Origin of the sequence: Kribbella sp. NBC_00709 (genome assembly GCF_036226565.1) — a bacterium.
Lineage (GTDB): Bacteria > Actinomycetota > Actinomycetes > Propionibacteriales > Kribbellaceae > Kribbella.
Genome location: NZ_CP108996.1, coordinates 2,978,542 through 3,004,752, shown reverse-complemented (window position 1 = coordinate 3,004,752; position 26,211 = coordinate 2,978,542). Strand labels below are relative to the sequence as shown.

The window sequence follows — 26,211 nt, the reverse complement described above, 5'->3', positions numbered from 1 at the left end:
TCGGCCGGGCGGACAAGCACGCCTGGAAACAAGCCCTTAGCCATCTGGGGCAGGTTCGGCCTGCTCGAAAACAACCGAGGAACAGTCATGTCAGCTGCGATCGACGTCATCGGACTGCGTAAGTCCTACGGCGAGAAACTCGTGCTCGACGGCATCGACCTGAACGTTGCCGAAGGCACCATCTTTTCCCTGCTCGGCCCGAACGGCGCCGGCAAGACCACCGCGGTGCAGATCCTGTCCACGCTCGTCACCGCCGACGCCGGCGAGATCCGGGTGGCCGGCCACGACCTGCACCAGAACCCCGAGGCGGTCCGCGCCTCGATCGGCGTCACCGGCCAGTTCTCCGCGGTCGACGGCCTGATGACCGGCCGCGAGAACCTGATCCTGATGGCCGACCTTTACCACCTCGGCAAGCAGGAGGCCCGGGTCCGGGCGGACGAGCTGCTGGAGCAGTTCGACCTGGTGGAGGCCGGCAAGAAACTGGCGATGACGTACTCCGGCGGCATGAAGCGCCGGCTCGATCTGGCCATGACGCTGGTCGGCCGCCCACGGATCATCTTCCTGGACGAGCCGACGACCGGCCTCGACCCACGCAGCCGGCACAGCATGTGGACGATGATCCGCGAACTGGTCGCCAGCGGCGTCACGGTCCTGCTCACCACGCAGTACCTGGACGAGGCCGACCAGCTGGCCGACCGGATCGCCGTCCTCGACCACGGGCGACTGGTCGCGCAAGGTACGGCGGAGGAGCTCAAGCGGCTCGCACCAGGCGGGCACATCCGGCTCCGCTTCACCTCGCCGGACGCGTTCTCGCTGGCGGGACAGGTGCTGCCGACCGCAGTACCGAATCAGGAGTCGCTCGTCCTGCAGGTACCGAACGACGGCAGCGTGCACGCCTTGCGCGCTCTGCTGGCGCAGATCGACGACGCCTCGCTCGAGGTCGACGAGCTGACCGTCCACACCCCCGACCTGGATGACGTGTTCTTCGCCGTCACCGGTCAGCCCACCGCTCACGAGGAAGTGAACGCACAATGAGCTACGCACTCCAAGACACCGGCACGATGCTCCGCCGCAACCTGCGGCACGCCCAGCGGTACCCGGGCCTGTCCCTCGGTGCCCTCGGGATGCCGGTCATCATGATCCTGCTGTTCGGCCTGATCTTCGGCGACACCTTCTCGGCCGGTCTCGGCGGCGGAGGCGGGCGGGGCGACTACATCAATTTCCTCACCCCGGGCATCCTGCTGATGTCGATCGCCTCCGGCACGATGTCGCCCGCGGTCGCGGTCTGCATGGATATGACCGAAGGGATCGTGGCGAGGTTCCGGACGATGGCGATCTTCCGGCCGGCGGTGCTGACCGGGCATGTGCTGGGCAACGTGATCCTGACGATCGCGAGCCTGGCCCTGGTGGTCGGCTTCGCCGTCCTGATCGGGTTCCGCCCGAACGCGTCGGCCGGCGACTGGCTGCTCGCGGCCGGGTTGCTGATCGCGGTGACCGTCGCCCTGACCTGGTTCGCGATCGCGCTCGGACTGACCAGCAAGACGCCGGAGAGCGCGAGCAACATCGTCCTGCCGATCAGCCTGCTGCTGCCCTTCCTCAGCGACACGTTCATCCCGCTGGACGCGATGCCGAGCGGGATCCGGTGGTTCGCGGAGTACCAGCCGTTCACCCCGATCATCGACACCTTGCGCCATCTGCTGCTCGGTACGCCGATGGACGGCGGCGACGGCTGGCTGGCCCTGGCCTGGTGCCTGGCGATCGCGGTGGTCGGCTACTTCTGGGCGCAGAAGAACTACAACAAGGGCACGGTTGCCTAGGAAGGCGCGCCCAGCAGGCTCGCGCGGGTGCGGACGTGGGCGGGGATCAGCAGGTCGCAGTCAGGGTTGTTCTCCGGTTCGCCGGCGATGACGTGGAGCGGGATCACGCCTGTCCAGTAGGGCAGTCCGAGGTCCTGCTCGTCGTCATTGGCCGGGCCGGAGCGAGTCTTCACCGAGGCTTCGGTGAGCGAGAGAGCGAGCACCGACGTCTTGGCCAGCTCCTTGCGGTTCGGCGGTCGTACGGCGGTCGACCGACCGGGCACCAGGTGGTCGACGATCCGGTTGAGACCGTGCAGCTTCTCATCGAGGTCGGTGATGAGCCGCGGTACGCCGAAGATGACAGCGGACCGGTAGTTCACCGAGTGGTGGAACGCGGACCGCGCCAGCACCAGGCCCTCGGTGTGCGTGATGGTGACGCAGATGGTCTGCTCCGGCGCCGCCACCACGCTGCGGGCGGCGACCGAGCCGTGCAGGTACAGCGTCCCGTCCGGGCCGCGGTCCAGATCCACGCCGTATGCCGTCGGCAGTACGAGCGGATCGCCGTCGACCACGACGCCCAGGTGGCAGAACATCCCGTCGTACAGGACGTCGTACAACGCCTGCCGGTCGGTGGCAGCGCGCTCCTTCGAGCGGCGGAGTGAGGTCCGATCGGTCGGCTGCAGCGGGGTAGTGGTCATGTAACTAGGTTCAGCTGAGGAGTGGCATGCTGGCACGGTCCATTCCCGTACGAATCAGGTAGTCCATTCGTGGAGAGCTCGCTCCCGCTGACCATCGACCGCACCACCGGGCTCCCGCTGCACCTGCAGCTGGCGGAGCAGGTCCGGGCCGCTGTGCTGGACGGTCGGCTCCAGGCCGGCCACCGGCTTCCGTCGACCCGCGACCTCGCCCGTGACCTGTCCGTCTCGCGGTCCGTCACGCAGGCGGCGTACGACCAGCTGCACGCCGAGGGCTGGATCGAGGGCCGCACCGGCGCCGGCACCTTCGTCACGGACGTCGTCCCGCTGCAACCCGCCGTACGGCGCCGCACACCACACCCGCCGAACCCGGACGCGAAGCTGCTGACGCTCCGCCCGGGCATCCCGTACATCGCCCCGACGCCCGACCCCGGCTGGCGCCGCGCCTGGCGTGAGGTGTCCGCCCAGTCCCCACCCGGCGGGTACGACGACGCGGCCGGACTGCCCGCACTCCGCTCCGCGCTCGCCGACCACGTCGCCCGGGTCCGCGGGATCGCCTGCGGACCGGAGAACGTGCTCGTCACCAACGGGACCGTCCACGGCCTCCGCCTGCTGCTGACCGTCACCCGTCAGCCCGGCGACCGGATCGCGATCGAGGACCCCGGCTACATCAACGCGGTCGTCGCCGCGCGCGACCATCGGCTCGAGATCGTCGACGTCCCGGTCGACGAGGACGGGCTGCAGGTCGGCGCGCTGACGGCCGACGCGGCCGCGGTCTACGTCACGCCGTCCCACCAGTACCCGCTCGGCGGCCGGCTACCTGTTGCCCGCCGCAACGAACTGATCCGCTGGGCGCGCCGCACCGACGCGCTGCTGATCGAGGACGACTACGACAGCGAGTTCCGGTACGACGTCGCGCCGCTGCCCGCGCTCGCCCAACTGGACCTGGAGCGCGTCGTCCACCTGGGAACGCTGTCGAAGACGATCAGCCCCGCGCTCCGACTCGGCTGGCTGGTCGCATCCGAGGAGATGGTCGATCGCCTGGCCGCGTTCCGCGCCAGCTCCGGCGACTGGCCCGGCTGGCCGATGCAGGCCGCGATGCTCGCCATGCTCCGCGACGGCTACATCGATCTGGCGGTACGCCGCGGGCGCCGGTTGTACGCGGATCGCCGTACCCACACCGTCGCCGAGCTGTCGCCGTACGGTCAGGTCATCGGCCAGGACGCCGGACTGCACGTCACGCTGCTGCTGCCTGACGACGCCGACGATCGGCGGATCGCCGCCGCGGCGCGTGCGGCCGGTGTCGTGGTCGCGCCGCTCTCGGAGTACCGGCGTTCCGTGTCGGGACCGCCAGGGCTGGTGATCGGCTACGCGACTCCGTCGACGTCCGATCTGCATCGCGCCCTGACGATCCTGACCGAGGTCCTTACTCGCCGTTGAGCGGGTCGATGTCAGGCGTGCTGCCCCAGCGGAAGTACACCGGGGCCTTGTAGCTGCCCGCGGACGAGCTGACGTGGTTGATCACGGTGGCAGTACCGTTGGCGCGGCCAACGGCGTACCAGTGGGCGGTCCGGGTGTCCTTGTCGATGCCGACGAGCAGCGTCCCGTACTGACCGCACTTGCTTGCGAGCAGCTTCTCGAAACCCTGCCACGTCTTGGTGCGGACCGGCTTGACGATCGGCTTCATCGGCGCTGCGGCCGGAATGTGGATCGTGTACAGCGCGCCGCCCCGGGTGTTCGCGAGGAAGGTGTCGTACGTCGCCGTCTTGCTGATCAACGCCATCGACTTCACCGCCGCGAACCCGGTCGCGGAACCGGTCGCCTTCCATCCCCCACCGACACTCCAGCGGAACAGCGTGCCGTCGTTGCGCAGCCCGTACGCCGTCGTACGGGCGCTGGTCTGGGACACCTCCACCGCGGTGAAGTTCGACCAGCCGCCACCGACCCGCTGCGTGACGTTCGGCAGGCCCGGGACCGGCTCGTTCATGGTGTCGATCGAGTACTCGCGGTAGTACAGGGAGTCGCCCTGCACCACCCAGCCTGCGTTCGTGGCGCCCAGATTGGACGCGTCGCTGGTGAACGTCGTACTGAGCCGGACTGCTCCCGGCGCGAAGACGCCGAAGATGGGTCCGGGCAGCCCGACGTTGCGGGCCGGGTAGCCCACGGTGATCCCGCCGTTGTCCTGTGCTCCGCTGTCGAGCACCGAACCCGGTTGTAGCGAGCAGGCCGCGGTAGTCGCGGCCTGGGCCGGCGGCGTTGCGACCGCCGCGGTGGCGAGCAGGGTCGCGCCGGCCAGGAAGGGCATGATCCGCACGTCAGTCTCCGTTCAGTGGGTCGAGGTAGAAGACCGGACCCCAGCGGAAGTACACCGGGTCCGGGAAGGTGCCGGTGACCTTGCCCAGGCTGTTGATCACCGTCGACGCGCCGTTGGCGTGCCCGACGGCGTACAGGTAACCGGAGCCGGTGTCCTTGTCGATCCCGAGCAGCAGCGTTCCGTAGTTGCCGCACTTCTGCGCGATCAGCGTCTCGAAGCCCTGCCAGGTACCGGGCCGGACCTTGGTGACGATCGGCTTCATCGGCGACGAGACCGGGATGCGGATCGTGTAGAGCGCACCGCTGCGGGTGTTCGCGAGGAGCGTGTCGTACGTCGCCGTCTTGCTGATCAGCGCCATCGACTTCACCGACCCGAACCCGGTCGCCGATCCGGTACTCCGCCAACCGGTGCCGACCGTCCAGCGGAACAACGTCCCGTCATTGCGCAGCCCGTAGGCGTTCCAGTGGAACGTCTTACCCTGCTCGAAGTGCGCGACCTCGAGCGCGGTGAAGTTCGTCCAGCCACCGCCGATCCGGGTCGTGATGTCGGTGCCCTCGTTGAAGTTGTAGTACCGGCTGTACAGCGAGTCGCCCTCCGCCACATAGCCGGAGTGATCCGCACCGGCCACGCTGGGCTCCACCTCGAACGAGGAGCTCAACCGAACCTTCCCCGCCGGGAAGACAGCTGGGCTGTCGCTGCTGGGAGTGGTCATCGTCGGCGGCGTGCCGGCAGTGATCTTGAACCCGGTCTGCACCCCCTTGGCGGTGACCGACCCTGGATTCATCCAACAAGCCTCGGTCGTGGCGGAGCCCACGGCGTGCGCCGATGGCACGAACGCCGTGGCGGTCAGCGCGACCGCGACCGCCAGGCTGGAGACAACAGTGCGTCGCATCACGATCCCTCCCAGATCTGGTTCATCCAAAGAACCTGATGCGGGCAGGACCGGAAAGGTTAGGGATCGAGCGGGTTGTTTCGCAGCGGCGGCTGGACGACCGGGGTGTCGCCGTTCCAGGTCAGGTGGGAGAGCCACATTGTGCGGCCCTTGGGGTCGGTGCCGACCTGGGTCGGGTCCCAGGCGTGGTAGACGAACCAGTTGCCGAGGACCATGTTGTGGCCCGGGCCGGCGGCGTCCGGGCCCGACTTCAGGATCGGGTCGCCGGACTTCGTGCACGGTCCGGTCGGCGACTCGCACAGTGCGTGGCCGACGGCGTACGTCGCCTTGTCGAACGCGTTGCCCGAGTAGAAGAGGTGGAACTTCCCGTTCCGCTCGACCATGTACGGCGCCTCGACGAGATTGCCCTCCCAGGGCAGGTCCTGCTTGATCATCCGATGCACGGGACCGATCAGCGTCAGGCCGTCGTCGGACAGCTCGGACACGTAGATCCAGGTGTCCACGCCGATCGCGTTGCCGTCGTTCTTCCAGTACAGCCAGCGCCGGCCGGTCGAGTCCTGGAACGGCGACGCGTCGATCGAACCACCCTCGTCAGCCTGACTGATGAGAGGGATTGGAGATTTGTCGACATATGGACCTGTGGGTGTGGACGCCACCGCGACACCGACCGCCTGCCGATCGACGGCGGTGTCGCGCGACGTGTAGTACATGACGTACCGGTCCGCCGCGTGGACCGCGACCTCCGGCGCCCACACCGTGCGCGGCCTGGTCCAATCCGGTAACGACGGCAGCGCGTCACCGACCGGCTGCCACGACACCAGGTCGCGGGACGTCAGCGTCTGCACGTTGCCCAGCGGCCCGTTGGTCGCGAACGCGTAGTATTCGTTGCCCACCGCAATGATCTGCGGATCGGCGAAGCTCCCGTCGTACACCGGATTGGCGAACATCTACTTGCTCTCGTAGAACTTCAGGTAGTCGAACGTTGCGACCGGCGGTGGGTTCGCGCCGGTGAACTCGCCGTGCGCGTAGAGCCCGATGCGAGCGGCGGACGGGAGCACCCAGGACGCGCCCCAGGTCCAGTTCTTCCCGTCGACCGACGTGCCGGCCTGGTACACGTGCTCGCCGGCAGCGTTCTGGTGGTACGCGATGCGCATCCACATCGTCGGCGCCGTCCGCCCGATCGCGGCCGCGCCGTACGACGTGGCGCCGTCCGACGGCCGCGCCACCAGCTCGCGCCCGTACTCCGTCTGCCGGGTCTTCCAGATCGCGACGTCGCCGAGCCGGGCGAAATCGTCGTCGTTCAGGTACACGATCATGCCCGCCTGCTGGTAGTTGCGGACGTCGTCGGTGCCGGTGTCGAGGTGCAGCTTGGTCTCGGCGATCCAGCTCTTCCCGGCGGGCGTGGCGTGCAGCAGCAGGCCGGCGTTGTTGCCGCTGCCGACCATGTCGGCGTTCTCCAGCGGCCAGCTCAGGTTGCCATCGGCAACAGTTGCCTTGTCGTCCTGCCGGACCCAGGACCAGTCCGCACCGAGCGCTCCGTTGAAGTCGTCACCCGCGAGCAGCTTCCCGGTCCGCGGTACGGCGGCCGGCTTCGTCACCGGCTTCGCCACCGGACGTACGGTCAGGTTGTCCACCTCGGCCGAACCCGCCCACCGCACAGGCGCGGCAGGCAGCTTCAAACCTGGCACCTGCAGACGCGCCTCCGCATAGACATCTCCTAGGCCCGCGTCATTCAGTCGTGCTGTCACGGTCGATCCGCTGACCTGCACCGACAGCTTGTTCCACTGGGTGCGGTCGAAGTCGGCGGGCAGATTCACGGCTGTCGTACGGCGGCCGACGGCCAGCGTCAGACGATTGTCCGCAACAGTCGCGACCACCTGATTGCCCAGGACGGTGGTGAACGACGAGCCAAGCCGGGTGTCCGCTTCGACGCGCAGGGAGCCACCAGGTGCCGATGCGCGGGTTCGGGCGGTGCCGTGGATGGATGCGGTCGGGCCGCCGACCGGGTCGCCGGGGTTGGCTGTTGCGCCGAGCAGACCTCCGGCCGGGTTGGTGGAGTCGATGCCCAGCCCGGAACCGGTTGTCGGTGCGGGGACGGGGCCTTCGGACGGACCGAGGCCGGCGCGGGTGCGGGGCCAGCCGTTGATCCAGTCGATGTTGTCGATCAGCATCGGTCGCCGGTTGATCCCGAACGGGTCGGTCAGCCACGGCGTACCGCGGTCGATCGCGTGGTACACGATGTGGTCCTGGCCGGCCGCGTCGGTGATGAACGCGTGGTGGCCGGGGCCGATCCACTTGTTGCCGTTCTGTGTGATGACCGTCGTACCGCCGACGCGGGAGTCGGTGAGCTTGGCGCCGTCGGCGTCCACGAACGGGCCGCGCGGAGAGCGGGACCGGCCGGCGAAGACGGAGTACCCCGTGGTCGGGCCGGCGCAGCAGTTCATCGACGAGCCCATGAAGTAGTACCAGCCGTCGCGGTAGACGACGTACGAGCCTTCGTAGCGGTCGCCGATCGTGACCTGGGTCGGGGCGCCGACCGCGTGCATGCCGTCGGCGCTCAGTTCCGTCACGGAGATGCCGCCGTTGAAGCCGCCGTAGTACAGGTACCGCTTGCCGTCGGCGGCGGTCAGTTCGGCCGGGTCGATGGTGCCGAGATAGCCACCGTTGCCGTCGGACCGCGGCGCCACGACCGGGCCGTCGGTCGCGGTCCACGGTCCGGCCGGGGTCGGTGCGGTGGCCACGCCGATGGCGGGATCACCACCCGCGTTGGCGGTGGTGTCGGTGACGGTGAAGTACATGACGTACCGGCCGCCGAAGTACCGGATGTCCGGGGCCCAGAAGAACGACCCGGGCGCGGCCCAGGCGGGCTTGGTCTGGTCGTTGAAGACCGTGCCGAGGTACTCCCAGGAGCTGAAGTCCTTGGTCCTGGCCATGTGCATCAGGCCGAACGGGCCGTTCGCGACGAGTGGGTCGGAGGTGGCGTACGCGTACCAATAGCCGTCGCGGCCCTGGATGATCGAGGGGTCGGCGAACGAGTCGGCGAAGCTGGAGGTGACGGGGTTGGTGGTGGTCACGACCGGCGCCGCGGTAGCGGGCGACATACCGGCCGCTAGGGCGACGACAGCAAGTGCTGCGGCGAGCAATCTCTTCGAAGGCACAGGGCGGGTCCCTTCAACTCAGGCGGATCAGATGCCACGAAGCGGGAGGCAGCGTGGCGGTGCAGACACCGTCGACGATCTCGGTGCCGTCCACGGTCCGGGGAGTCACCCGGTCCGGGTCGTCCGCGGTGTTCACCGCGGACCTGTCCTCGTCGTACAGCGCGAGGTGCTCGGCGACCTGGAGGCCGGCAACCGGGATCTCCAGATCGATCTTGTCGGTCTCGCTCCGGTTCACCACGAAGATCGCGGTCTCCCCGGTGTTCTCGTCGTACGTCGCTGTGCTCCAGAGCGCCGGGATCCGGCCGAAGGCGGCGGTGTCGATCTCCGGTCCGCCGCTGATCGCGGTCTGCAGCACGGTCGGACCGGCGTACCGCGCGGTCAGGGCGAACGGATGGAAGATCGTCTGCCGCCAGGCGCGGCCGCCGGGCTCGGTGCGGATCGGTGCGATCACGTTGACCAGTTGCGCAAGGCAAGCGATCTTCACCCGGTCGGCGTGCCGGAGCAGCGTGATCAGCAAGCTGCCGACGACGACCGCAGCGTCGACGGTGTAGCTGTCCTCGATCAGCGGGCCGACTTCACGGATCCCGAGGCCGAGCTCGCCGGGGAAGTGCTCCTGGTACCAGACGTTCCACTCGTCGAACGACAGCGTCAGCTCCTTGTCGCTGCGCTTGAGCGCCTTCACGTGGTCGGCGGTCGCGATGACCGACGAGATCATCCGGTCCATCTCCTCGGCGGCGGCCAGGAAGCTCGCCTGGTCGCCGTCGCGCGGTTCGTAGTACGCGTGCAGGCTGATGTGGTCGACCAGGTCGTAGGTGCGCTCGAGGACGACGCGTTCCCACTCGCCGAACGTCGGCATGCCGGCGTTGCTCGAACCGCAGGCGACCAGCTCGAGGCCGGGCTCGACGCGACGCATCGCGTTCGCGGTCTCCTCGGCGAGCCGCGCGTACTCCTCGGCGGTCTTGTGGCCGATCTGCCACGGGCCGTCCATCTCGTTGCCCAGGCACCAGATCCGGATGTCGTGCGGCTCCGGGCTGCCGTTCGCGACCCGCAGGTCGCTGAGCGCGGTGCCGGCCGGGAGGTTGCAGTACTGCAGCAGGTCGACGGCTTCGCGGATGCCGCGGGTACCGAGGTTCACCGCCCAGATCGGCTGTACGTCGGCCTTGCGTGACCACGCGACGAACTCGTCGGTGCCGAACTGGTTCGGCTCGATCGCCCGCCAGGCCAGGTCGAGCCGCCGAGGCCGCTGCTCCTTCGACCCGACGCCGTCCTCCCAGTCGTAGTTCGAGACGAAGTTCCCGCCGGGGTAGCGGACCGCGGTGACGCCGAGCTCGCGCACCAGCTCCAGCACGTCCTCCCGGAACCCGTCCGCGTCCGCCCGCGGATGCCCGGGCTCGTAGATCCCGGTGTAGACGCAACGCCCCATGTGCTCGACGAACGAACCGAACACCCGCCGGTCCAACGCACCGACCACGAACGCCGGGTCCACCACGAGCCGAGCCACAAGGCCTCCCCAGGAGGGTCTACAACGTTTAACGTGGATGTCTACAACGATTGACAATCGGTGTAAAGAGCTCAGCGGTGGCACACTCGGGCGACAGCACGGTGACAGGAGGTCCTTCCGATGGCGACCAGGCTGAGCGACGTGGCCGCGCGGGCCGGCGTTTCGGTGAAGACCGTGTCGAACGTGATCAACGACTACCCGCACATCACCGCGCGGACCCGGGCCAAGGTCGAGGCCGCGATCGCCGCCCTGGACTACCGGCCGAACGTCAGCGCCCGCTCACTGCGCAAGGGCCGCTCGGACTTCATCGCGCTGGCCATCCCGGAGATGGCCTCGCCGTACTTCGCCGAGCTCGGCGCCGAGATCAGCCGGGCCGCGAAGCGCCGCGGGATCACCGTGCTGATCGACCAGACCGAGGGCGAGGCCGCGGCCGAGAAGCTGGTCCTGGACGGGATGCGCGGGCAGCTGATCGACGGCATCATCTTCTCCCCGATCACGACGGCGCCGGCCAAGCTGACCGTCGCCGACACCGGGAAGCCGCTGGTCCTGCTCGGCGAGCGACCGGCCGGCGGCCAGTTCGACCGAGTCGCGGTCGACTCGGTCCAGGCGTCCTGCGACGCCACCACACATCTGATCTCGATCGGACGGCGGCGGATCGCGGCCATCGGTGTCGGCGGGACGAGCACCGGAGCGGTCCGGCGCAAGGGGTATCGGAAGGCGCTCAAGGCGGCCGGATTGCCACACGATCCCGCGCTCGAGCTCGCCGGGACGGGGTACCACCGGGAGGACGGCGCCGCGTCGATGCGTGAACTGCTGGAGCTGCCGGTGCCGCCGGATGCGGTCTTCTGCTTCAACGATCTGCTCGCCCTGGGCGCACTGCGTACGCTGGCCGATGCGGGGCTGCGAGCGCCGGAAGACGTTGCCGTGGTCGGCTTCGACGACATCGAGGACGGCCGCTACCACTCGCCGACGCTGACCACGATCTCGCCGGACAAGGCGTGGCTGGCCGACAACGCGGTCGCCCTGCTCCTGGACCGGATCGCCGGAAACGGTGAGGCCGCCCACCGCGACCTCACCGTCCCGTACACCTTGCAGATCCGCGAATCGACCGCCGGTTAGCGCCCAGGGAAGCCGGCGAGCTGTTTGGCCAGGCCGTTCTGGGTTTTGCTCAGTCCGCCGACCAGGCTGAGTACGGCGTTGCGCAGCGGGCGGATCGGCCGCGGGACATTGGCCAGTCGGGTCAGACGGTGCGCGAGCGCGATCACGCGGACCGCCTCCGCGCGGCTGTTCACGGCGTATGCGTTCAGACCCGACTCGTCACCGGCCAGCGCCGCCGACAGTGCATCCGCCAGAACGACCGCGTCGCGGAGGCCAAGGTTCATGCCCTGACCGCCGGCTGGGCTGTGCGTGTGGGCCGCGTCGCCGGCGAGCAGCACGCGACCGGACCGGTACTCGTCCGCGACCCGCTCGTGGATCCGGAACCGTGAACCCCACACCACCTCGGTCACCTTCGGGTGCGCCTTCCGCGGACCACGGTCGTCGACCAGGTCCTGCGCGAAGGCCATGTCCGGGTGCTCCGGCGCATTGTGCACCTCGGCCACCAGGCGGAAGCTTCCGTCCGGCAACGGCGCAACCACGAGCAGCCCGGACGCCGCGAAGTACATCCCGACCTCGTCGGTCGGCAGTCCACTGTCGACCCGGATGTCGACAAGGCTCAGGGACAGCTCCAGTGTGTTGCCGGGCATCCGCAGACCGGCGAGGCCGCGGATCGTGCTGTTCATCCCGTCGGCAGCCACGACGTACTGCGCCTGGATCACGTCACCGTTGTCGAGCGTGACCTCGGCACCGTCGGCGTTCTGCGTCAGTCCGGTCGCGGCGTACGGGCGGACGACGCTGCCGCCGAGCTCGACGAGCCGCTCGAGCAGGACCTGCTCGGTGACCGGCTGCGGGATCATCGTCACGAACGGGAAATCGGTCGGCAGGTCCTCGAAGCCGACCGGGATCAGCTTGCGGTCGCCGGCCCGGACCGTGAAGTCCTCGAGCTCCAGCCCGCGGTCGACGAGCTGCTTGGTCACGCCGAGCGGCTGCAGCACCTCCAGAGTCCGAGGGTGGATCACACAAGCGCGGGAGGTGTTCGTGCCCTCGGCCAGCTTGTCGATCACCACCACGTCGTGCCCGTGCAACCGAAGCCCGACCGCCACCGCGAGCCCGACCGGACCCGCACCCACCACTACGACCTCTGCATTCCGCGGAGTCATCGTCGCTCCTTCTCTCACTTATCAACAACTGTTGACTTTTACGTTAGGGCCGCTCCCTGTAAAAGTCAACAACCGTTGGCATATGCTGCGGGCATGGCGGAGAAGAAGTCGGACCGGACCCGGGCATCGATCCTGGCGGCGGCGCGGGAGCGGTTCGGCGCGGACGGATACGAGCGGGCCACGATCCGGGCGATCGCGGCCGACGCGGCGATCGACCCGGCGATGGTGATGCGGTACTACGGCAGCAAGGAGAAGCTGTTCGCGGCGGCAGCGGAGTTCGACGTACGGCTGCCGGACCTGACCGACGTACCGCGGGAGGAGCTCGGCACAGTGCTCGTCCGCCACTTGGTCGAGCGTTGGGAGGAGGACGACACGCTGCGGGTGCTGCTGCGGACGGCGGTCACCAACGAGGCTGCGGCCGAGCGGATGCGGCTGGTGTTCATCGAGCAGCTCACGCCTGCGTTCGAGCGGGCCGCCGTGGACCAGCCGGAGGTGCGGGCCGGACTCATCTCCACCCAGGCGCTCGGCTTCGCGCTGTGCCGCTACATCCTGGCGCTGGAACCGATCGTGAGCCTGTCCACAGACGAAGTCGTGGCCTGGCTCGGCCCGACCATCGCGCGCTACTTGACCTCGCCGGCACCCAGCCAGGAGTGAACGGCGGGCAGCGTCTCGGCCAGAGTCGGCAGCTGCGGGTGCCACTTGAGCTCCCACTCCAGTGAGAGCGGGTAGTCCGTCCCGTCGAGGGTCTGCAGCAGCTCCTGGATCGGGAAGTCGCCGGCGTCGATGGCCACCGGGCGGTAGTCCTGCTGCGAGTCGGCCTGCTTGAACTGGACCAGGTCGACCCACGGCTTCAACAGCGCGAACGACTCGGCCAGAGTCTCCCCGTGCGACCAGGTGTGCGAGCTGTCCCAGATCGCCTTCACGTTGTGGCCGGGGACGTCGGTGTCGAGCAGCGCGCAGAACGCGGCGACCTGACGGGCCGTCGAGTGCGAGTCGTGCGTCTCCAGCAGGATCGGGACGTCCCGCGGTGCACTCGTCACGCGGTCGAGGGCGCGGATCTCGCCGGCGCTGGGGGAGTCCGTCGTACCGCTGTCGTCGCTGGGGTCGTCGCCGGGGAAGACGCGCACGCCGCGGGCGCCGAGGTCGCCGGCCAGCTCGAGGTGGGCTTCGAGCGGCTGGTCCTCGACCGAGCAGAGCTTCACGTAGCTGCTGACCGCGAAGATCTCCAGACCGGCGTCCTCGACCCGGGTCCGCAGCTCACGCCGCTGTGGACCGGTCAGGCCGGTGTGGGTGAACTCGTCCGGCGCGGCCCGCAACTCCAGACCGGTGAAGTTGTTGCCCTGGGCAAGCGCCAGGACCTCGTCGAGCGGAGCTCCGGGACAGCCGAGAGTGGCGAAACCTAGACGCATACAGCTATCTGATCAGACCCAGCGGCCACGGCGCGGCTGCGTCCGCGGTGCGGTCGGCTGCTCGGGGTCGGTGGGCTGCTCCTCGTACGCGTACGGCGACTGCTGCTGGTACTCCGTCTGCTCGGGCTGCTCCGGCTCCGGCGAGTACTGCGAACCGTACGACTCCGACGCGTAGTTCGGGCTGTAGGTCTCGTACGACTCGGTGCTGGTGTACTCCGACCCGGTGCTGCTGCTGTAAGCGTCGTATTCGTAGTTACTCGAGCTGTAGCTGTTGCTGCTGTACTCCGAGCTGTAGGGCGAGTAGTCCGAGCTGTACGACGACGACTCGTAGTTCGTGTAGTCCTCGTTGCCCGAGGAGTACGTCGGCTCCGGACCGTACGACGGGACCGGCGGGAGCGGCTTCGACGGCGTCAGGAAGTCGTCCTGCTCCTGGTAGCTCGGCGCCGGTGCCGGCTCGTAGTACCCGGAGGACGCCGACACGTGCGACGACGGCTGCGTGTGCTCGGACTGGCCGTAGACGCTGTGGTCGGAGTACGCCGAGTATCCGGTGTGCTCCTCCGCGGCGTGGGTGGAGTTGGAGTGGTTACCGACGGCCGGCTGGATCGCCGACGGGCTGTCGACCGCGACCCGAGCGGCCCGGCGTCCGGCGCGCGCAACTGGCGCGGGCTCAGGCTCGGGTGCGGTCTGCGCCTCCACTGTGGAGGACGTGTAGTCGGCCTCGTACGAGTACGGCTCGGAGTAGCGCGCGGCCCACGGCTCCTCGGCCGGCTGCCGCTGGGGCTCCGGCTGGTACGCGTACGGGTCGGGCTGGACGACGGTCATCGGTGCGGCCTCGTCGAGCCAGCTGCTCGTCGTGCTCGTCGTACCGAGCACGTCGTCGGTGCTGCGGTAGTCGCTCCAGGACGTCTGCGCCTCGTACGTCGGCTCGGCGGCCGGCTTCTCGTCCCGCCAGGACTCGATCGGGCTGAACTGCTCGGTCGCCGGACCGGCGTCGCCGCCCGGCCAGCTCTCCACCACCGGAGCGAACGGGCTCCACTTCGGCGACTCTTCGATCGAGGGATCGCCGGCGAACGCGGCCGGGGCGGCGGCGCCGTCGCCGGGGAAGCCCTGCGGCTCGGGCTGCTGGGGCGCGGCCGGAGCGAACGGGCTCGGAGCAGGTGCCTGCGGGGCGAACGGGCTGCCGGCCGGGGCCTGGGGACCGCCGGCCATCTGCAACTGCGGCTCGCGGACCAGACCCATCGAGGACGACGCGGCGATCGGCTCGGAGATCGCGGGCTGCTCGTCGGTGTCGTCGTTCGCGTACGACGGAACCTGGGTCACCTCGTACGACGGGACCGCGCTGAGCTTCGGCGCCTGGTCCCACCACGGCACCCACGCGCGGGTGGTCTGCATGTGGTTGATCTTGCGGATCACCATCGTCGCCCCGACCGCGGACACCGCAGTCAGCACGAGCGACGCCGTACCGGCCAGGGCGATGCCGCGCAGCGAACCGACGGTCGCTTCCATCCACATCAGGAACCGGCGGACCACGACGTCGAACGCAAGAGCGCCGATCCAGGCCACCCACCACACGGACGTGAGGGGCGGAGTCCTGAACCGGCGCAGGTCGTCGGTGTAGACCGGGGTCTTCGGGTCGCTCGCGAGCCAGACGTCGTCGACGATCTGCTTCGGGTACCAGAGGTTCGGTCCGGGGCAGAACCAGCTCGCCAGCACCCAGCCGTGGCTGCGGCGGTGGTCGGCCTGGCAGAACACCTCGGAGTTGACCCGGGCCCGCCAGAGCCAGATGACGAAGACGACCGCGGCGGCGACCGAGATGATCACGTTCGGGATCGCGGTGACCTTGGCGATCGCGTCGGCGCGGTTGAGATCCGCGTCGTCGACGTTCGGCATCCCGCCGAGGTAGCGGTGGACAACGGAGTACGTGTTCCAGTCCGACCAAGTGGACAGCAGGTGAGTGACCGTTGACGCCCCCAGCAGTCCGATGGCGATCTTGCCGACCGTCCCGACTTGCTGGAACTCCTCAGCCGCGTGCGGCTGCCACTCTTCCTGGTCCTCGACAGCAGTCAATAGTGCCTGCGGGTGGCTCACGTCTCGCGTCCCTCGCGTCGCTGGAACTCCGTCGTCTGTTCGGCGCTTCGGCCAGGTCCTGCCCCCGCATGACCGAGCCACATTGATACCACGAAGTAGGTACGCCAAGGGAGTCGACCCCAGCACGGAGGGTGTCGACTTAACGTGTTCTTTTCGTACGCCCATCACCATTGGTAACGAGGCACCAGACAGGGCGTGACGGTTTGGTTTACCGCGCAGGAGGTTGGAAGCCACTGTGCGGTGTCCCGACCGCCCACCACGGCACCCATGGACGCATGCTCTGCAGTTCGTCGATCCGCTGGATCAGGATCACCGCGAGCACGGCCGCGCCGGTGGTGAACAGCGCCGAGACGGAGGACAGTATGACGTTCGTACGCAGATCTCCCAGCTGCGACGCGCCGGCGAGAACGCCTCTTTGCACGATGTTTCCGGAGACCAGTCCGATCACCCAGGTCAGCCACCAGGCCCACACCAACTGGGTGCCCGGGATCTCCTTCAGCGTCGGGGTGTGCGGATCGGTCCGCGGGTCGCTGGCCGCGACGATGTCGTCGACGACCTGCTTGGGGTACCAGAGGTTCACCACCGGGACGAGCCAGCAGCCGAGCACCCAGCCACGGGTGAGCCGGTGCTCGCCGCGGCAGAACATCTCCGCGTTCCACCGGACCCGCCAGAGCCAGACGATGAACACCACCGCGGCCGCGAACAGCGCGAGCGCCGAGATGATGCCGAGCGAGCCGGAGATCAGGTCGGCCTGGTCCAGCTTGTCCGGATCGGCGCCGTACGTCTTGAGCGTGTGGAACGAGTACCAGTCCGACCACGCGGTCGCCCACGCGGTGACGGTGACCAGTCCGATCAGGATCGACGCACCGACACCCATCGGTCGCTCGGAACTGAACCACCGATCCAGCGGTACCTGTGACGCCCGGCTCGGCATGGATCACACATAGCACAACACCGCGTGACCGGGCGAGAACATCACGTCGTCATCGCTCGGTGGCGCATTTCCGCGAGAAACTGTCGGTGGCCGGCGGGAGGATGGTGACATGCGCTGGTCCGTGATCGATTCGCCCATCGGCGAGCTGACCCTGGCGGTCGACGACACCGGGCTGTGCCGGCTGCACTTCGGCGCGGCCGACCGTCCGGTCGAGACCGACCCGCTGCTGACCGAGGCCGCCGAGCAGCTGAAGGCGTACTTCGCCGGCGAGCTCCAGGAGTTCACCCTGCCGCTGTCCGTCCGCGGCGGCTCCGACTTCGAGCGCGCGGTCTGGACCCAGCTGACCCGCATCCCGTACGGCGAGATGCAGACGTACGGCGATGTCGCGAAGATCGTCGGCGACGACGTGGGCGCCGCCCGCGCGGTCGGCACCGCCTGCAACCGGAACCCGATCGCCATCGTCGTGCCCTGCCACCGGGTCGTCGGCGCCGGCGGGAAGATGGTCGGCTTCGGCGGCGGCATCCCGACCAAGCGGCACCTGCTCGAGCTCGAGGCGCGGGTCTCGCTCGAGACGTTGTGGACCTGACCGGTCTGAGAGACCTGACAAAGATCTGACACTCGATCGGGGCCGATCGAGGCGCGGTGGGAGTGCTGGGGTACTAACGTTTGAAGCGAGTGATTCAGGCGTCCTCCCACCTGCCTTGGAAGACATACAAATGAACAAAGACCGCACCACTGACCACCTCCACCCCGACCTCAGTGCCCTGATGGACAAGAGCGCCGAGGAATGGTCGGCCCCCGAGATCCAGGACGCTGCCCGCGCGGCGCTCAAGATGCACGCTCCGGACCGGGAGCCGATGACCTGGACCAGGCGGTTCAAGGTCGTCCCCTGGCTGCACCGCAACGACGCGGTCTGCCTCAGCTGCGGCGGTTCGTACCCGTGCATCACCCATCGGTACGCCACCCAGCTGCTGTCCGCCGGCCGCTACACGATCACGAAGGCCGACCCGGAACCGCAGCCGAACTGACCACGGACGAACGAAGGTCCCGCACCCTGCTGGGTGCGGGACCTTCGCCGTTGCGGTGAGTCAGGACTCGGTGGGCTTGGACTCGGTCGAGCCCGTCGACTTCCTGGTGGTGGTCTTCTTCGTGGCGCCGTTCGACGCAGCCTTCACATCGTCCTTGGCTGCGTCGTCCTTGGCCGTGTCCGCCTTGGCCTCCGGCTTGGCTTCGGCCTTCGGTGCGTCCGGCTTCGGGGCTTCCGGCTTCGGGGCTTCCGGCTTGGCGTCGGTCTTGCCGTTCGACGACTCCGTCTTGCCGTTGGACGACGTGGACGTGTCGGCCGGGCGTGACGTCGTACCGGCCGGGGCGGAGCTGTAGTCGCGACCACTGGTCGGGGTCGACTGCCAGGCCGGCTCCGGCGGGGTCAGCAGCTTCTTCACCGCTGCCGCGGCGAGTGCGCCGAGACCCAGGAACAGCACCACGTTGCGGAGCTTGTGGCTCTTCTTCGGCACCTCGAGCTCGCCCTTCAGCGCGGCCTTGGTGGCCTTGCTGCGGCGAGCGGTCTCCTCGACGACCGGCTCGGCGGCGGCTGCGAGGGTCGCCAGCGCCGCCGTCACCTTCGGCAGTAGGTCGTCGTTCAGCCGCTCGCGGGCCTTCCCGGCCGCGTGCTCGGTGGCCGGGCCGACCTTGGCCAGCGCGTCGTCGAGCACCGGACCGGCCTTCTCCACCGCCTGGTGGGCGAGGTGCGCGCCCCGCTCGACCGCCTTCTCGGCGTACGGCGACACCTTCTCCCGTGCGGTGCCCACAGCCGGCCCGAGGTGGTCACGGACCTGGCCGACGGCCGGTCCGAACTTCTCCGACGCCGACTCGGCGAGTGGCCTGACCCGGTCCTTCGCGACCTCGACCCGGCCCTTGGACTTCCTCAAACCCACGGTTCCCTCCTCGGTGCCGCCCGCCCCAGCGGACAGCTCTCCCGCCCATCGGCGACATGGGCTCTTTCCGGTTACGGCTCTGGACAAATCCGGCTGCATCTGCATCGTACGACGTCACAACCCGATAACCCTGTGCCCCACCCCACCTTTCTCCACACCCGCACCCGACCTCCCATGTCCATCTGAGGGGTCAACCCCTCCGGTGGTCGGTTGCGGAACCGGAATCCGCCTCCGCAACCGACCACCTCAGGGGTTGACCCCTCAGACGTCCGGCGGCGGTGGCGCGGAGTGTCCGGCTGGTCGGTTCTTGGAGCCGCATGACAGGATCGACGTGTAATCCGCATTTTCCGACTAGGAGTGACTCCCGTGGCCGAAGAGCTCTACGCAACCCTGCAGACGAACAAGGGCGACGTCGTCATCAGGTTGTTCCCGAACCACGCGCCGGCGACGGTCAGCAACTTCGTCGGCCTGGCCGACGGCAGCAAGGAGTGGACCGACCCGGAGACCGGCCAGGCCACCAGCCGGCCGTTCTACGACGGCCTCACCTTCCACCGGGTCATCGACGGGTTCATGATCCAGGGCGGCTGCCCGCTCGGCACCGGCACCGGCACGCCGGGGTACCAGTTCGACGACGAGATCCACCCGGAGCTCCAGTTCGACCGTCCGTACCTGCTCGCGATGGCGAACGCCGGCATCCAGTACGGCCACGGCACCAACGGCTCGCAGTTCTTCGTGACCGTCGTGCCGACGCCGCACCTGAACCGCAAGCACACGATCTTCGGTGAGGTCGCCGACGACGAGTCGAAGAAGGTCGTCGATGCGATCGCCACCGCCGACACCGCACCCGGCGACCGGCCGCTCGAGCCGATCGTGATCAGCAAAGTTGTCATCGAGCGTAAGAACGCCTGACTTTCCCGCGGGGCCGGCACGCCACCGGCCCCGCGCTCGCAGGGGAGGACCCGCGTGACCGAGACCGTCTGCTACCGGCACCCGGATCGGCCCGCCGGGGTGCGCTGCCAGCGCTGTGACCGGCCGATCTGCCCGTCCTGCATGAACAGCGCCGCCGTCGGCTTCCAATGCCCGAGCTGCTTCAACGAAGGGGTCCGATCGGTCCCGCGGACCAGGACCTCGCTCGGCGGCATCCAGCGCGGCAACCAGCAGATCGTCACCTACACGATCCTGGCGCTCAACGTGCTGGTGTTCATCGCCGTGCACGTCGGTAGTCCGCGGATCCTGCAGGACCTGGTGATGGTGCCGGTGCTGACCGAGAGCGAGCCGTGGCGGCTGCTCACGTCGGCCTTCACCCACGTGCAGATCTTCCACATCTTCTCGAACCTGTTCATGCTCTGGCAGCTCGGACCGCCACTGGAGCAGATGCTCGGCCGGCTGCGGTTCACGGTCCTCTACCTGCTGTCGGCGCTCGGCGGCAGCGTCGCGGTCTGGATCCTGGCAGCCCCCGGCTCGGCCACGCTCGGAGCATCCGGCGCGGTCCTCGGCCTGGTCGGCGCCCTCCTGGTGATCAGCCGCGCCCGCGGCCTCGACATCACCTGGATCATCATGTACGTCGCTGTCACCGCCGTACTGTCCTTCGTCATCCCGAACGTCTCCTGGGAAGGCCACCTGGGCGGCTTCATCGTCGGCGCGGCGCTGGCGTGGATCTACCTCCAACTCTCCAAACCCAAACGCCGCAACAAACAAGCCGCCTAGCCGGGTTCCACGGCCTGCCGCTAAACGGCCTAGGCCACAACTTCCACTCAGTTGAATCAAATCTGATGACAAGTGGGGGGAAGTACTCGTCTAATCAGGTGACGTCCCGACGGGGGACCGACTTGGTTAGGACATCTGTATGAGCCCACGTGCGGTGGACAAACGAGCGCGGCCTGGTAACGAGCGGCATCCCTTCGTTCGGCCGGCGGAGTCGCCCAGCTGGATCAGTTCGCTCGAGCCTGAGGTGCACGAAGTCGTGCGGCCGGCGGCGGAGCGGCGTACGGGCGAAGGGGTTGTCGCCGGCCGATCGCGCTGACCGAGGTCCATTCCGCGCTGTTGGTGGAATCATGGACAGCATGGACGCCCTGTCGACCGGACCGCTGATGGTCACGATGACGGCAGTGGTCGGCCGGCGGAAGCGACCTTGAGCAGCAACAGTCAGCTGAGCGAGACCGCACCGGCGCTGTCAGCCGATCGGCTGACCAAGCATTTCGGCGACCGCGTCGCCTTCGAGGACGTCTCGTTCGAGATCGGCTACGGCGAGGTCTTCGGATTCCTGGGCCCGAACGGCGCCGGCAAGACGACAACCGTGCGCACCCTGGGCACCCTCCTCACGCCGACTTCCGGCTCGGCGACCGTCGCCGGACTTCCACTGACACCGGACAACGGCGTGGAGATCCGCCGCCGCATCTCGATCATGCCCGAGTCACCCGGCCTGTACCTCCGGCTGAGCGTGCTCGAGAACCTGCGCTGTTTCGCCGACCTGTACGAGGTGCCCGCCGCGACCGAGCGCATCGACCACGTACTGCGCGCCGTACGCCTGACCGATCGGGCTCACGATGCCTGCGGCGCCCTGTCCAAGGGCCTTCGGCAACGAGTCGCGCTGGCCCGCGCACTGCTCAACGACCCGCGCGTGCTGTTCCTGGACGAACCGACCTCCGGACTCGATCCGGTCGCTGCCCGCGAGGTTCACGACCTGATCGACGACCTGCGCCGGCGCGGTGTCACGATCTTCCTCACCACCCATCGCCTCGACGAGGCGGAACGCCTGTGCGACCGCGTCGCCATCCTGAACACGACCCTGCGCACCATCGGCCGGCCGGACCAACTCCGCGACGAGCTCTTCGCCCAGACGCTGATTGTGCGCACGGTCGCCCCGATTCCCGTGCCAGGCAACGTCTTCCTCGGCGTACCCGGCGTCTCCGACTGGCGCACCGACGGTCCCTCGACGTATGTCCTGACCGTCGCGGATCCGGCCCTGGCAGCACCAGGTGTCACCCGGGCACTGGTGAAGGCCGACGCCGACGTGCTGTCGATCGCCGCGTCGCACCACAGCCTCGAAGACGTCTACCTCGAGCTCATCGACAACGACGTACAGGTCGGGCGACCGTGAAGGTGAACAGGAGACTGGTCCGGGCGATCGTCGCCAAGGAACTGCGCGAGTTCCGGCGGAACCGGACCCTTGTCGTTGGGATGGCCATCGTTCCGCTGATCTTCTCCGTCCAGCCGCTGGTCAGCGTCTTCGCCCTGACCACGTCGGCGTCGGGGCCGCTGCGCCGGGAGCACGTGCTGTTGTACCTGCTCGGCATCCCGGCCCTCGTACCGTCGCTGGTCGCCTCCTACTCGGTGGTTGGCGAGCGCGAACAGGGCACTCTCGAACCGCTTCTCACCACCCCGATCCGCCGCGAGGAACTGCTGCTCGGCAAGGCGTTGGCCACCTTCCTCCCCGCCGTTGCCGTCGCGTACGGCGTCTTCGCGCTGTTCCTGGTCTGCGTCGGGGTGTTCGCTCAGCCAGGCGTGGCCTCGGCGCTCATTCGCCCGCCTGACCTGATTGCCCAGCTGGTGTTCACACCGCTGCTCGCCGGCTGGTCGATCTGGGTCGCCATCGTGATCTCGGCCCGGTTCAACGACGTTCGGGTGGCTCAACAGCTGTCGACCGTCGCCAGCCTGCCGTCCATCGCGCTGACGACCCTGGTCGCCTTGAACGTCATCCACCCGTCTCTGAGGATCGCGATCCTCGCCGCGGTCATCCTCGTACTGCTGAACCGCATCGGCTGGCGCGTCGCCTCGGCGGTGTTCGATCGCGAACGGCTGATCACCGGGACGAAGACCTGAGCAGCAGACAGCTGTCGCCGAACTCGTGCCAGAGATAGTTCTCCTGTACGGCGGCGTCGTACGCGCGTTGTACCAACTCCGTGCCGGCAACTGACTCCAGCAGCAACAGATGCGATGCCTCGGGCGCATGCCAGCCAGTGATGAGCCCGTCGACGATCTGCGGCGGGCGATCCGGGCTGAGGACCAGGTCGGTCCAACCATGCGACGGGTTCACTCCGCCGTCGACCGCCGATTCGATCGCGCGAACTGCAGTGGTGCCGACCGCGATGACCCGTCCGCCGTTCGCCTTGACCCAGTGCACCAAACGGGCCGTGTGCGCGGGTACGTCGTACCGCTCGGGCTGGGGCGCCTCATGGCTCTCCAGCGAGGAAACACCGCAGTGCAGCATGATCGGCGCGATCAGTACGCCCTGCGACGCCAGATGGCTCACCAGCTCGAAGCTGAACGGCCTTGCTGCGCTGGGCATTTCCGCACTGCCCGGTTCGCGCGCGAACACAGTCTGGTACGCCGCCAGCGGCCACTGCTTGCCGATGTAGTTGTACGTGATCGGACGCCCATGCCGCTGCAGATAGCCGGGTACGTCGGGCACTGGCGGCCTGGCGATCCACAGGCGATTGCTCTCCGACTGGCACGGCGCCAGCAGTGTCAGCACGCCCTCTGGCAGCTCCAGCCGATCACCCGCCGTACCGTCGAACTTCGGTGCACCGCCGTCGCGCAGCTCGACCACCCAGGTGCCGTCGTCGAGTGCTGTGGAGAAATGCACAGTGACCGACGGACCGTCGACCGCTGCGGGCAGTGTGCCGGACGTGTTGACCAGCAGCAGGTCTCCGGGCCGCAGGTGCTCTCCGATCCGGTCGAAGCGGGTGTGCGTGATGGTCGACCCCTCCGCGACCAGCAGCTTCACCTGGTCCCGCCGCAGGCCGCAGGCCTCCGGTGGTTCGCCGGCGTTCAGCGCGTCCGGGAGGACGAATCGTGTGTGGGGGTGCACTTTCACGGCGTCACCGCCGGCGCGAACTCGGCCGCTCGGTACCGTCCACTCTCCGGCCGGCTGTCCAGCAGCTTCAGGAACGCGGGTACTACGGTCGTCGGCTCGGGCCGGTCCGAGATGTCCTCACCCGGGAATGCAGCCTGGTGCATCGCAGTCCGCAGATCGCCCGGATCGACGGCGTACACCGACAGCGTGGGGTGCTCAGCGGCCAGCACTCGCGTCGCGTGGTCGAGTGCGGCCTTGGCCGAGCCGTAGCCACCCCAGGTCTCGTAGGCCTCCACTGCGGCGTCGGAGCTGATGTTGATCAGCACACCGGCCGCTGCGGTGAGCGCGGGTAGCAGGGCCTGCGTCAACGCGATCGGTGCGAGGACGTCGACCTCGTAGACGCGACGTAGTTCGTCGAGGTCAGCAGCGGCGAGTGCCTGCAGCGGACTCGGTCCGAGGTAGCTGGCGTTGTTCACGAGCAGGTCGAGCCGACCGAGCTGGTTCACCACCTCGACCAGGTCGCGTCGGTGCTCGGGATCGGTCACATCACCGGCCAGCGGGACCACGTCGGTGCGGTTGGCCAGGGCATCGGCCGCGTCCTTGAGCGGACCGGCGCCCCGGGCGTCGATCACCAGCGTCCAGCCACGCTCGGCCAGCCCGTGGGCCAGGGCGAGCCCGAGCCCGGCGGACGCACCGGTGATCAGCGCGACAGGACGGTTCGAGGTATCAGGAGTCATGCCGACACCGTCATACCTCAAGGAAACTTGAAGTCAAGGGTGTCAGATCAGGATGCCCGGGTTGAGGACGCCGTCCGGGTCGAAGGTGTGCTTGACGGCCTGCAGGGCTTCGACCGCCAGCGCGCCGATCTCCGCGTGGTACGCCGTGCGGTGATCGGTGCCGACTCCGTGATGGTGGGAGATCGTGCCGCCGGCATCGGCGATCGCCTGACTGGCGGCGTGCTTCGCGGTCCGCCACTGCTCGACCGGGTCGTCGTTCTGTGCGCAGATCACGGTGAAGTAGAGCGAGGCACCGGTTTCGTACACGTGGGAGATGTGGCAGAGGACCAACGGCGGAGTCGCGCTCAACGCGCTGACAAGTGCTTCGGTGACTGCCGCTTTCAGCGCCGGGATGCGGGACCAGAAGGCCGCGGTCTCGAGGGTTTCGACGAGGGCGCCTTCGTCGAGGAGTGGATCGCGGAGGTACGGCGCGCGGTAGCGGCCGGTGCGCCAGGTCTCGCCAGGGCCCTCGCCGAGGTTCTGACCACCGGCCGCCGTCAGCACCTCCGCGGTTGCCTGGTTGTACGGGCCGTCGAAGCCGATGATCGCGAGGACGCCGCCCGATCCGCCGCCGAGCACATCCGGATCGGCCAGGTTCACCGCGGTCTCGACCTCGTCCGACAACCGCAGCACCGTCGGCAGCGGGCCGTCCTGCGCGAGACGCCGTACGGCGGTCAGGCCGGCGTCGAAGCTCTCGAACCGCCAGCCTTCGAAATGGCGCTCGGTCGGACGCGGGCGGATCCGTACGACGACCGACGTGATGATGCCGAACGCACCCTCCGAGCCGAGCACCAACTGACGTAGATCGGGACCGGCCGCGGACATCGGCGCCCGGCCGAGCTCGATCGTGCCCCGAGGAGTGGCCAGGGTGAGGCCGACGACCATCTGATCGAAGCGGCCGTAGCCGGCGGAGGACTGTCCGCTGGAGCGCGCGGCCGCGTACCCGCCGATCGACGCGCCCTCGTAGGACTGGGGGAAGTGGCCGAGGGTGTAGCCGCGCTCGGCGAGCAGAGCCTCGGCGGCCGGGCCGCGGACGCCGGCCTGCAACGTGGCCGTTCGGGAGATCTCGTCGACGGCGACGAGTTGGTCGAGGCGTCGGAGGTCGACCGTGACGAAGCGGCGGGAGGGTGCGAGGCCGCCGACGACCGAGGTCCCACCGGAGTACGGGACGACGGCCAGGTCGTGCTCGGCGCAGCCCGCGAGCAACTCGACCACCTGTTCGTGCGACGCCGGGTAGACGACGGCTTCAGGCATGTCCGAGGTGTCGCCCGCGCGGAAACGCAGCAGGTCCGTCGTCGAGTAGCCCCTGGTGTGCGCCCAGCGACTGCCCAGATCCGTCACAACGTGCTCGTCGCCCACAACCGCGGTCAGGAAGGACAGCGGCGTCGCACCCAACGCACCCGCAGCACCCGGCGCGCGGGTCGGGGCAGTCGGGCGCTGGACGCCGAGGTGCTTGAGGGCCTCGACCGCGGCGGCGGGGAGTTCTACGCGGTGGGCCGGGTCGCCCCAGCGTCCGGGCGTGAGTTGCGCCACCGGGAGGTCGGATTCGGTCATCGGTGGCTGCCTTTCGGTGCTGCTGCGGGGTAGCGTCCAGGGGAGGTGGAACCCCCTGGCTCCCACCTTCCCTGGACAGTTCCGGGATGCCCGAGTCGCTGATACAC

General features: G+C 68.6%; 25 protein-coding genes. 11 read left to right on the top strand and 14 right to left on the bottom strand.

Going from position 1 to position 26,211, the window contains the following annotated elements; genetic code table 11:
- The first annotated feature begins 87 nt into the window (after positions 1–87).
- The gene (locus tag OHA18_RS14805; RefSeq protein ID WP_329004650.1) at positions 88–1,035 is read left to right on the top strand and encodes an ATP-binding cassette domain-containing protein; all 948 of its coding nucleotides are present in this window, start codon (positions 88–90) and stop codon (positions 1,033–1,035) included.
- Positions 1,032–1,817: an ABC transporter permease gene (locus tag OHA18_RS14800; RefSeq protein ID WP_329004649.1), complete on the top strand. Its 786-nt coding sequence runs from the start codon at positions 1,032–1,034 to the stop codon at positions 1,815–1,817. Before OHA18_RS14805 ends, OHA18_RS14800 begins: the two co-directional genes overlap by 4 nt.
- Here the strand turns inward: OHA18_RS14800 and OHA18_RS14795 are convergent.
- The gene (locus tag OHA18_RS14795) at positions 1,814–2,494 is read right to left on the bottom strand and encodes a pyridoxamine 5'-phosphate oxidase family protein (RefSeq protein ID WP_329004648.1); all 681 of its coding nucleotides are present in this window, start codon (positions 2,492–2,494) and stop codon (positions 1,814–1,816) included. The two genes, OHA18_RS14800 and OHA18_RS14795, sit on opposite strands and share 4 nt — an antisense overlap.
- 69 nt (positions 2,495–2,563) lie before the next feature.
- Here OHA18_RS14795 and pdxR point away from each other — a divergent pair, with 69 nt between their 5' ends.
- Positions 2,564–3,931: a MocR-like pyridoxine biosynthesis transcription factor PdxR gene (gene pdxR / locus OHA18_RS14790; protein WP_329004647.1), complete on the top strand. Its 1,368-nt coding sequence runs from the start codon at positions 2,564–2,566 to the stop codon at positions 3,929–3,931.
- Here the strand turns inward: pdxR and OHA18_RS14785 are convergent.
- The 5 genes from OHA18_RS14785 to arfA are packed head-to-tail and all read right to left on the bottom strand — an operon-like array spanning position 3,918 to position 10,356.
- Positions 3,918–4,796, bottom strand: a complete 879-nt coding sequence (locus OHA18_RS14785; protein ID WP_329006112.1) for a hypothetical protein — start codon at positions 4,794–4,796, stop codon at positions 3,918–3,920. The genes pdxR and OHA18_RS14785 overlap by 14 nt on opposite strands.
- 10 nt (positions 4,797–4,806) lie before the next feature.
- A complete protein-coding gene (locus OHA18_RS14780) occupies positions 4,807–5,697 on the bottom strand; it encodes a hypothetical protein (RefSeq protein ID WP_329004646.1) in 891 nt (296 codons plus the stop codon).
- A 59-nt stretch (positions 5,698–5,756) separates the two neighbouring features.
- A complete protein-coding gene (locus OHA18_RS14775) occupies positions 5,757–6,644 on the bottom strand; it encodes a glycoside hydrolase family 43 protein (RefSeq protein ID WP_329004645.1) in 888 nt (295 codons plus the stop codon).
- Complete coding sequence (locus tag OHA18_RS14770) at positions 6,645–8,855, bottom strand: family 43 glycosylhydrolase (RefSeq protein WP_329004644.1); 2,211 nt, start codon at positions 8,853–8,855, stop codon at positions 6,645–6,647. It abuts the gene before it with no gap.
- A 13-nt stretch (positions 8,856–8,868) separates the two neighbouring features.
- Complete coding sequence (arfA, locus tag OHA18_RS14765; RefSeq protein ID WP_329004643.1) at positions 8,869–10,356, bottom strand: arabinosylfuranosidase ArfA; 1,488 nt, start codon at positions 10,354–10,356, stop codon at positions 8,869–8,871.
- 120 nt (positions 10,357–10,476) lie between these two features.
- Here arfA and OHA18_RS14760 point away from each other — a divergent pair, with 120 nt between their 5' ends.
- Entirely contained in the window at positions 10,477–11,475 is a 999-nt protein-coding gene (locus tag OHA18_RS14760; RefSeq protein ID WP_329004642.1) for a LacI family DNA-binding transcriptional regulator, read from the top strand.
- On the opposite strand, the gene OHA18_RS14755 is transcribed toward OHA18_RS14760, so the two are convergent.
- Complete coding sequence (locus OHA18_RS14755) at positions 11,472–12,614, bottom strand: FAD-dependent oxidoreductase (protein WP_329004641.1); 1,143 nt, start codon at positions 12,612–12,614, stop codon at positions 11,472–11,474. The genes OHA18_RS14760 and OHA18_RS14755 overlap by 4 nt on opposite strands.
- A gap of 93 nt (positions 12,615–12,707) precedes the next feature.
- On the opposite strand from OHA18_RS14755, the gene OHA18_RS14750 reads away from it, so the two are divergent.
- The gene (locus OHA18_RS14750) at positions 12,708–13,268 is read left to right on the top strand and encodes a TetR/AcrR family transcriptional regulator (protein WP_329004640.1); all 561 of its coding nucleotides are present in this window, start codon (positions 12,708–12,710) and stop codon (positions 13,266–13,268) included.
- Here the strand turns inward: OHA18_RS14750 and OHA18_RS14745 are convergent.
- The 3 genes from OHA18_RS14745 to OHA18_RS14735 all read right to left on the bottom strand — a co-directional run bounded on the left by OHA18_RS14745 (position 13,235) and on the right by OHA18_RS14735 (position 16,988).
- Complete coding sequence (locus OHA18_RS14745; RefSeq protein ID WP_329004639.1) at positions 13,235–14,023, bottom strand: sugar phosphate isomerase/epimerase family protein; 789 nt, start codon at positions 14,021–14,023, stop codon at positions 13,235–13,237. The two genes, OHA18_RS14750 and OHA18_RS14745, sit on opposite strands and share 34 nt — an antisense overlap.
- A 12-nt stretch (positions 14,024–14,035) precedes the next feature.
- Positions 14,036–16,111 (bottom strand): DUF4328 domain-containing protein, encoded by a 2,076-nt coding sequence (locus OHA18_RS14740; protein WP_329004637.1) that lies wholly within the window; start codon positions 16,109–16,111, stop codon positions 14,036–14,038.
- 208 nt (positions 16,112–16,319) lie between these two features.
- Positions 16,320–16,988 carry a DUF4328 domain-containing protein gene (locus tag OHA18_RS14735; protein WP_329004636.1) on the bottom strand — a complete coding sequence of 223 codons (669 nt, stop codon included), beginning with the start codon at positions 16,986–16,988 and terminating at the stop codon, positions 16,320–16,322.
- Between the two features lie 166 nt (positions 16,989–17,154).
- Between OHA18_RS14735 and OHA18_RS14730 the strand changes: the two genes are divergently transcribed.
- The gene (locus OHA18_RS14730; RefSeq protein WP_329004635.1) at positions 17,155–17,631 is read left to right on the top strand and encodes a methylated-DNA--[protein]-cysteine S-methyltransferase; all 477 of its coding nucleotides are present in this window, start codon (positions 17,155–17,157) and stop codon (positions 17,629–17,631) included.
- Positions 17,632–17,761: 130 nt separating this feature from the next.
- Positions 17,762–18,073: a hypothetical protein gene (locus OHA18_RS14725; protein WP_329004634.1), complete on the top strand. Its 312-nt coding sequence runs from the start codon at positions 17,762–17,764 to the stop codon at positions 18,071–18,073.
- Between the two features lie 60 nt (positions 18,074–18,133).
- On the opposite strand, the gene OHA18_RS14720 is transcribed toward OHA18_RS14725, so the two are convergent.
- Entirely contained in the window at positions 18,134–18,979 is an 846-nt protein-coding gene (locus OHA18_RS14720) for a hypothetical protein (protein WP_329004633.1), read from the bottom strand.
- A 366-nt stretch (positions 18,980–19,345) separates the two neighbouring features.
- On the opposite strand from OHA18_RS14720, the gene OHA18_RS14715 reads away from it, so the two are divergent.
- The 4 genes from OHA18_RS14715 (at position 19,346) to OHA18_RS14700 (ending at position 22,801) form a co-directional block, all read left to right on the top strand.
- Positions 19,346–19,888, top strand: a complete 543-nt coding sequence (locus OHA18_RS14715; protein ID WP_329004632.1) for a peptidylprolyl isomerase — start codon at positions 19,346–19,348, stop codon at positions 19,886–19,888.
- A gap of 54 nt (positions 19,889–19,942) precedes the next feature.
- Positions 19,943–20,686, top strand: coding sequence for a rhomboid family intramembrane serine protease (locus OHA18_RS14710; protein ID WP_329004631.1), 744 nt, complete (start codon positions 19,943–19,945; stop codon positions 20,684–20,686).
- Between the two features lie 424 nt (positions 20,687–21,110).
- On the top strand, positions 21,111–22,079 hold the full coding sequence (locus OHA18_RS14705) for an ABC transporter ATP-binding protein (protein ID WP_329004630.1): 969 nt from the start codon (positions 21,111–21,113) through the stop codon (positions 22,077–22,079).
- A gap of 2 nt (positions 22,080–22,081) precedes the next feature.
- On the top strand, positions 22,082–22,801 hold the full coding sequence (locus OHA18_RS14700) for an ABC transporter permease (protein WP_329004629.1): 720 nt from the start codon (positions 22,082–22,084) through the stop codon (positions 22,799–22,801).
- Here OHA18_RS14700 and OHA18_RS14695 read toward each other — a convergent pair.
- Genes OHA18_RS14695 through OHA18_RS14685 form a run of 3 tightly spaced genes read right to left on the bottom strand, consistent with a single transcriptional unit; the run spans position 22,782 to position 26,104 of the window.
- Positions 22,782–23,795, bottom strand: a complete 1,014-nt coding sequence (locus tag OHA18_RS14695) for an S-adenosylmethionine:tRNA ribosyltransferase-isomerase (RefSeq protein ID WP_329004628.1) — start codon at positions 23,793–23,795, stop codon at positions 22,782–22,784. The two genes, OHA18_RS14700 and OHA18_RS14695, sit on opposite strands and share 20 nt — an antisense overlap.
- The gene (locus OHA18_RS14690; protein ID WP_329004626.1) at positions 23,792–24,511 is read right to left on the bottom strand and encodes an SDR family NAD(P)-dependent oxidoreductase; all 720 of its coding nucleotides are present in this window, start codon (positions 24,509–24,511) and stop codon (positions 23,792–23,794) included. The genes OHA18_RS14695 and OHA18_RS14690 overlap by 4 nt, the downstream gene beginning before the upstream one ends.
- Before the next feature lie 42 nt (positions 24,512–24,553).
- Positions 24,554–26,104, bottom strand: coding sequence for an FAD-binding oxidoreductase (locus OHA18_RS14685; RefSeq protein ID WP_329004625.1), 1,551 nt, complete (start codon positions 26,102–26,104; stop codon positions 24,554–24,556).
- Between the last annotated feature and the right edge of the window lie 107 nt (positions 26,105–26,211).

Excerpts from the sequence above, each read along its gene's own strand:
- OHA18_RS14805 (WP_329004650.1), top strand. The coding sequence starts at position 88 with ATGTCAGCTGCGATCGACGTCATCGGACTGCGTAAGTCCTACGGCGAG.
- OHA18_RS14800 (WP_329004649.1), top strand. The coding sequence starts at position 1,032 with ATGAGCTACGCACTCCAAGACACCGGCACGATGCTCCGCCGCAACCTG.
- OHA18_RS14795 (WP_329004648.1), bottom strand. The coding sequence starts at position 2,494 with ATGACCACTACCCCGCTGCAGCCGACCGATCGGACCTCACTCCGCCGC.
- OHA18_RS14785 (WP_329006112.1), bottom strand. The coding sequence starts at position 4,796 with ATGCCCTTCCTGGCCGGCGCGACCCTGCTCGCCACCGCGGCGGTCGCA.
- OHA18_RS14780 (WP_329004646.1), bottom strand. The coding sequence starts at position 5,697 with ATGCGACGCACTGTTGTCTCCAGCCTGGCGGTCGCGGTCGCGCTGACC.
- OHA18_RS14775 (WP_329004645.1), bottom strand. The coding sequence starts at position 6,644 with ATGTTCGCCAATCCGGTGTACGACGGGAGCTTCGCCGATCCGCAGATC.
- OHA18_RS14760 (WP_329004642.1), top strand. The coding sequence starts at position 10,477 with ATGGCGACCAGGCTGAGCGACGTGGCCGCGCGGGCCGGCGTTTCGGTG.
- OHA18_RS14755 (WP_329004641.1), bottom strand. The coding sequence starts at position 12,614 with ATGACTCCGCGGAATGCAGAGGTCGTAGTGGTGGGTGCGGGTCCGGTC.
- OHA18_RS14750 (WP_329004640.1), top strand. The coding sequence starts at position 12,708 with ATGGCGGAGAAGAAGTCGGACCGGACCCGGGCATCGATCCTGGCGGCG.
- OHA18_RS14745 (WP_329004639.1), bottom strand. The coding sequence starts at position 14,023 with ATGCGTCTAGGTTTCGCCACTCTCGGCTGTCCCGGAGCTCCGCTCGAC.
- OHA18_RS14735 (WP_329004636.1), bottom strand. The coding sequence starts at position 16,988 with ATGGGTGTCGGTGCGTCGATCCTGATCGGACTGGTCACCGTCACCGCG.
- OHA18_RS14730 (WP_329004635.1), top strand. The coding sequence starts at position 17,155 with ATGCGCTGGTCCGTGATCGATTCGCCCATCGGCGAGCTGACCCTGGCG.
- OHA18_RS14725 (WP_329004634.1), top strand. The coding sequence starts at position 17,762 with ATGAACAAAGACCGCACCACTGACCACCTCCACCCCGACCTCAGTGCC.
- OHA18_RS14690 (WP_329004626.1), bottom strand. The coding sequence starts at position 24,511 with ATGACTCCTGATACCTCGAACCGTCCTGTCGCGCTGATCACCGGTGCG.
- OHA18_RS14685 (WP_329004625.1), bottom strand. The coding sequence starts at position 26,104 with ATGACCGAATCCGACCTCCCGGTGGCGCAACTCACGCCCGGACGCTGG.